General features: G+C 30.9%; 7 protein-coding genes. All 7 read right to left on the bottom strand.

Going from position 1 to position 5,485, the window contains the following annotated elements; all coding sequences use genetic code 11:
* Positions 1-255: 255 nt before the first annotated feature.
* Positions 256-762 (bottom strand): hypothetical protein, encoded by a 507-nt coding sequence (locus tag MR053_RS13910; protein WP_242133006.1) that lies wholly within the window; start codon positions 760-762, stop codon positions 256-258.
* Between the two features lie 334 nt (positions 763-1,096).
* Positions 1,097-1,585, bottom strand: a complete 489-nt coding sequence (locus tag MR053_RS13905) for a hypothetical protein (protein WP_242133005.1) — start codon at positions 1,583-1,585, stop codon at positions 1,097-1,099.
* Positions 1,586-1,823: 238 nt separating this feature from the next.
* Positions 1,824-2,522 carry a DUF1963 domain-containing protein gene (locus MR053_RS13900; RefSeq protein WP_242133004.1) on the bottom strand — a complete coding sequence of 233 codons (699 nt, stop codon included), beginning with the start codon at positions 2,520-2,522 and terminating at the stop codon, positions 1,824-1,826.
* 140 nt (positions 2,523-2,662) lie between these two features.
* Positions 2,663-3,328 (bottom strand): hypothetical protein, encoded by a 666-nt coding sequence (locus tag MR053_RS13895; RefSeq protein ID WP_242133003.1) that lies wholly within the window; start codon positions 3,326-3,328, stop codon positions 2,663-2,665.
* Between the two features lie 132 nt (positions 3,329-3,460).
* Positions 3,461-3,925, bottom strand: a complete 465-nt coding sequence (locus MR053_RS13890; protein WP_242133002.1) for a hypothetical protein — start codon at positions 3,923-3,925, stop codon at positions 3,461-3,463.
* 169 nt (positions 3,926-4,094) lie between these two features.
* Positions 4,095-4,562, bottom strand: a complete 468-nt coding sequence (locus MR053_RS13885) for a hypothetical protein (RefSeq protein WP_242133001.1) — start codon at positions 4,560-4,562, stop codon at positions 4,095-4,097.
* A gap of 162 nt (positions 4,563-4,724) precedes the next feature.
* Positions 4,725-5,429: a hypothetical protein gene (locus MR053_RS13880; protein WP_242133000.1), complete on the bottom strand. Its 705-nt coding sequence runs from the start codon at positions 5,427-5,429 to the stop codon at positions 4,725-4,727.
* Between the last annotated feature and the right edge of the window lie 56 nt (positions 5,430-5,485).

Genomic DNA, 5,485 nt, shown 5'->3' with positions numbered 1-5,485 from the left:
CTTTCCAGTTCATACCATTTTCCATAGAGTTTTTTTTCATGTTCATTACGACCACATGAAATCAACATCATTGAAACGACAACGATCAATATAGAGCAGTTTTTTTTCAAAATTATTGCCAACGGTTGGGCTATGGTTTCGTTGCGTGAAAATCCGCAAGGATTTTCCGCCGTAAACCGAAGATAGCAAATTTGCGAGGACTTTCCGAAAGGAAAGTCAGAAGCAATGAACTATAGCCGGTGTTGTAGCCAGTTTTTATTTATATTCGAGTGTTTTATATTTTATATTTATTCCGTATTTATTTTTCGCAAAGTCTCTATCTAATTCGATAAACCTATTTGTATCCATATTTTCAATTTTTCCGAGCACTCGGTCAGCACTTTTCTGGCTTTTTATTTTGTATGCTTTATTATTGTAAACAATGTAAAATCCGATGGGTTTTTTGTAAATCCTTTTTTCATAAGCTTCTGAATAATATTTTTCTTCATTCTTTAGGCTTGTCAGACTATCGTTGTTAATCAGATAAAGATTTGAAAAGCCTTTAAAATTATCAGCTACTTTCTTTCCATAAATATCGGTTGATTTTAAAATCAAAGTGTCCTTTGATAGCTTATACTTGATTTTCGTTGTAGCACCTATGTGTCCAACTATGCGAGTATAATTTAAAGTCGAATCGGAAACCAAAACAATTGATTTTTTAGGACTTGAAGACCAAACTTTTCTTTGGTCGCAAGAATCACAAAATTGAATGTTCCGACTCAATGAATAGGGTTTTATTTTATAAGTCGGTTTGCACGATATCAAAAACACAATTAAAGTCAGAAGAGGAAATATTATTTTGCAATTCATTTATTTTGATTTAATTCCTCAAACTTAATTCAGCCTTTTAGTTGGTCAAAGTCAAATTGAGTGAACTATATTTTTGGTAGAGTAAATGCGTTTTCTCAAATTGGCTACAACGGTTTGTGTAACCTCGCCGTTGCGTGGTTTTGGTTACTAAAATAGCTAAAAAGCACCGACTTTTCCGCTTGCGAGGATTTTCCGATGAGGAAAATCAGAAGCAATGCGGGTTACACGTTGTTGTGCGACGTTTTTTTTAATCAAATTCGGTTTCTATTTTGGTCAATTTTGCAATGTCTTTATTAAGATATTTTATACTGACTTTTGGAGGAATTGAAATTTCGATGCATGTCTCGCTAAAAACTAAATCATCTGATGAAAGTTTTCTTTGAAATTCATTAGACATTCTCAATGCTTTAAATATTAATTTAAACATTTTACGGTCAGAGTATAGTTCAAGAAGTCGTTCCGTTTCTTTTTCGCTCAATTCCTTAAATCTGCTAAAATGTATTTCAATTGAGGGTGGAACCGAAATTCCAACAATTAGTCTATTTGTTTTAAATCCAGCGTTCTCAATTAATGGTAATACTTCAAATACATCCTTTACATAATCAATAAATTTATTTTTAGTATTAGTTCCGATGTCACCAATTTTAGAAAGTCCATTTTTGAGCTGAGTAAGTATTTGTTCAGAACTATCTGTAACAGTTTTAGATGTCCGTTTTAATAAAGATTCTTTTTCCATTTAATTGATATTTAGTCAGTTTATCAAAATGACGCACAACGGTTTGTGTATGAAACGTAGCGTGCAAAAAGACACTAACTTTTCGGATTAACACAGAGCCGAATTTTTATATTTTGTTTTTAATTTTCTTTTTTTTAAAGCCAAATTAAAAATTTGGCGGACTTTCTAAATAAACACAACCCTTTCGATTTAACACTTATTAGCTATGTTTTATACACCGTGTTACCTACCGTTTTTTTTAGTAGAAGTCACAATAGTATTTCCACTCTTCAGTATTTCTATTTTTCGCTAAAAATATGGTTCCACTGTCAACTATATTTAAATTGGCTTTTTCGTCAGAAGCGATTTGGATTGCAAATTCAAAATCTTCTCCAAAGTCAACTCCAGGTTGGCAAAAGCTTGGATATCCTCCAATTTTATGTCCATATTTATTTTCTGTAATGTCGTAATAGTCTTCGATAACTCCTGAATTTTCTAAATCCAATATTTTATCTTCTTGCTCACTAGATAATCCACCTCCATCCCAAACAGGGTAATCTTCCTCAATAATTTCTGGTTTTAATGGAAATGCCTTCAAAAAAGATTCAGTATTAGTTAATTCTTTTAATACTAATTTGTCATCTTTTTTATATTCCCTAATAATCCAATTTTTCCCGTTTTCGGTTAAGTCAACAGGTAGTTCACTTGAAATAAAAACAGTTAATGCTTTTGTATTAGACAAAATCTCTGGAATAAAAGGCAAGTTCTCAAGATAAAGTTGAAATAACGGAATCATTAATTCTCCATTGTTGTCTTTAGGTATTTCTTCATTTTCCTTAAACAAGTAAACTTTACCAATCCAACTTTCAGATTCTGAATTTGTTGGTCTAAATCCACCAGTTTTTAACTCAATCCCTCGTTTAACAATTTCTTTTTTTATTTCCTGTATTTTGTTCATTCAATTCTGTTTCTTCTAATGGTAGGTAACGTTTATGTATAAGGAAAGTTGCGTGTTTGTGTGTGAGGATTTTCCGAAGGAAAATCAGATGCTAGCAAACGAGCAACTAACTTTGGTTTAGCTAAAACTAGCAATTTTTTTTATACGGTGTTGCCAGTAGTTTTTTTTCTTATTAATATTTTTATGTCAGTATACAAATAAGCTCCAGCGATAGCAAGACTTGCAATAGCTTTAATTATTTCTCCATTCGGAAAAAGTAAGAATACAGCTAAAAGTATAAGTCCAATGCAAAAAGGATACATAAAAATCCGAGTAATTATTTTTTTATAACTCCATTCTTTTTCTATTGTCTTTTCTTCGATTTCTATGTCTAAAAGGTCATAAATTATTTCAAGTTGATTTTGTTTTTCGTAGTTATATACTTTTCGGGTAAATAGAATTAATAATGATATAATTATTCCAAACAGAGTAATAAATTCCCAGTTTTCAATAAAATCAAAATCATTTATTACTTGAGCAAAAATTAAAATAACTAAAGGCAGTAAAATAAAAATTGTCAATATTTTTCCGATTGGATTTTGTTTGTCGGTAATATTGATTAAATGCATTTCAGCATTAAACTCAAATGTGAAAATTGGATAGATAGTCATACTCCAAAATCCTTGTTTCCATAGTTTTACTTTATTGGAGCTTATTTCTCCTTTTACACGAAAATCACGAGAAATTACAGTCCATAAATGATTAATAAAAGTGTTTTCCTCTTTTAATTCAATCAATTTTTCGACCTCTTCTTTTGTTATTTCCACGATTTTCTCAAATTACTGGCAACGGTCTCGTATAAGAATAGTGCGGTTTTGTGTACGAGGATTTTCCGAAGGAAAATCAGACGTAACAAAATAGCACTAAGCTTTGATTAAGCACTAAATTTAGCATTATTTTTATACATTGTTGGCTACAGTTTTTTCTTTTCCGTTTCTACTTTTATTAAGCCATTTCAAGCTCAGTTTTATTCCGATTAAAAGACTAATTCCAGCAAAAAATAAATGAGCACTTTCTCCATCAAATTTCTGACTAAAAATTCCGATAAGTAAAACATTTATAAAACCTGAACTTATAAACCAAAAAGCCATAAACTGAAAAAAATTCAGACTCTTTGAGAATTTAAAAGTAATAGGGTTTTCATTCCAATTCGGTTTTTCAAACTTAAATCCGAGTAAACTCCAAAATTTGGTAATTAAAGGAAGAAACAAAACAATGAATAAAAAAGTCAGAATAATAATTCCGATGTAAAAGTCATTTTTTGATTCCGCTTTTCCATTAAAATCCACAAGTATTAATGACAGAACACAAAGAATTAAAATCACTAAACTTTTTATTTTTCCAATTTTATTCCAATTTTTCATTCTTTGGTGTGTGATTGGTAATTGTAGCCAACGGTTTGTGTATAGTTTCGTTGCGTGAAAATCCGTAGGATTTTCGTGTTAAGAAACTAAGATAGTAAAGTTGCGAGGATTTTCCGAGAGGAAAATCAGAAGCAATGAATTATACATGGTGTTGTAAGCTGTTTTTTGATTAGTCATAATCTTTGTTCGATTGTGTAATGAGAAAAAAAATGAATAAATAAGTCAGGTGTTCAAAGTTTTCTTTTATTATTAATGTAAAGTCAAGATTGATGGCTATTCTTTTAAGTTTTACTATTCCGATTTCATAATTGTTGTAGAATATTCTAAAATAAGGATCCATTAACAATGATGACCACTTACTTTTAAATTCGATTCTTTTATCATCAGAAAATGACAAAGTCGAATTATTTATTGAATTAATTTGATCAATCAATTCAGAATTTTGAAATTGAATTTGATAAGAAGAACTAAAGAATCCTTTTTGTTTTATTGTAATAAGTAGGTCGTTGTTTTTTGTATAGACTTTTGTGAGATCAGGCGAAAACCATCTACGTGTAACTTCAGAAAACATTATCAGACTACTTTCCGAATATACTTTAAGTCCACTATTAAAATCACCTTTTATTTTATATTTCATTTTAGTTTCTATGAAATAGCTTACAACGGTCTCGTATAACCGTCAGTTACGGGTTAATATGCGTTAATTTTCGGTTTGGTACAGACTTTAGCAATTCCGAGTGGATTCGGACGTAGTCGAATCCGCCGTAATTGCGGTTATACATTGTTGTGCAACGTTTTTTCATTTTCTATTATCTTCTACAACTCTGAATTTAGTCGCTCGTTCTATCTCATTTCCATTTGACTCAATCTGTAAAATGTATGTTCCAGCCAAGTAATCAACTCCATTTTCGGCAATATCTTTAATTTCGAGTAAGTCAGATTTAATTACATTATCAATTTCGTTTCTGTCCAAACTAATTGATTGTCCGTTGATTTTATATTTCCCATAGATGTATTCACTAAATCCGATTGCGTGATTATCGAAAATATACGTTCCGTCTGTTTTAAAGTCAATACTTGTTCCGTTAAAATCTCCGTCATAATATGCACGAACTAAAGTCGGTTTATTGAATTCAGAGTTATTTTTCCAATTTAGTCCGATAATCAGTCCGATAAATAAAGTTCCTAATATTGGTCCAATTAAAAATCGGTTACTTTTAGTCAGTTTGTATTGTTTAATATCTTTTGTGGTAGACCAAATCCAATAGGCAATTCCAATGAGTGCAATTCCGCCAAATATTATTCCGTCAAAAATAAAACTCGAAAACCTGAATTGATAAATTCGATAAGTAAGGAATAGTCCAATTCCTAAAATCACAATCAATCGTATTATCTGTTTTTTGTCTTTCACTTGATTTTTGTCAAATGTTGCACAACGGTTTGCATATGGCTTGTGGCGGTTTCGAAGCACTTTCCTGTCCACCGAAACCAAAGCTGGCTGCAAGGTTAAAACCTTGCTGGTAGCTGTTTACCCGTCATAAGCTATATGCTGTGTTAGCG

Origin of the sequence: Aestuariivivens marinum, assembly GCF_022662175.1 — a bacterium.
GTDB classification, from domain to species: Bacteria; Bacteroidota; Bacteroidia; order Flavobacteriales; family Flavobacteriaceae; genus Aestuariivivens; species Aestuariivivens marinum.
This window is presented reverse-complemented; position numbering and strand designations above follow the sequence as displayed.

Excerpts from the sequence above, each read along its gene's own strand:
- MR053_RS13905 (WP_242133005.1), bottom strand. The coding sequence starts at position 1,585 with ATGGAAAAAGAATCTTTATTAAAACGGACATCTAAAACTGTTACAGAT.
- MR053_RS13900 (WP_242133004.1), bottom strand. The coding sequence starts at position 2,522 with ATGAACAAAATACAGGAAATAAAAAAAGAAATTGTTAAACGAGGGATT.
- MR053_RS13890 (WP_242133002.1), bottom strand. The coding sequence starts at position 3,925 with ATGAAAAATTGGAATAAAATTGGAAAAATAAAAAGTTTAGTGATTTTA.
- MR053_RS13885 (WP_242133001.1), bottom strand. The coding sequence starts at position 4,562 with ATGAAATATAAAATAAAAGGTGATTTTAATAGTGGACTTAAAGTATAT.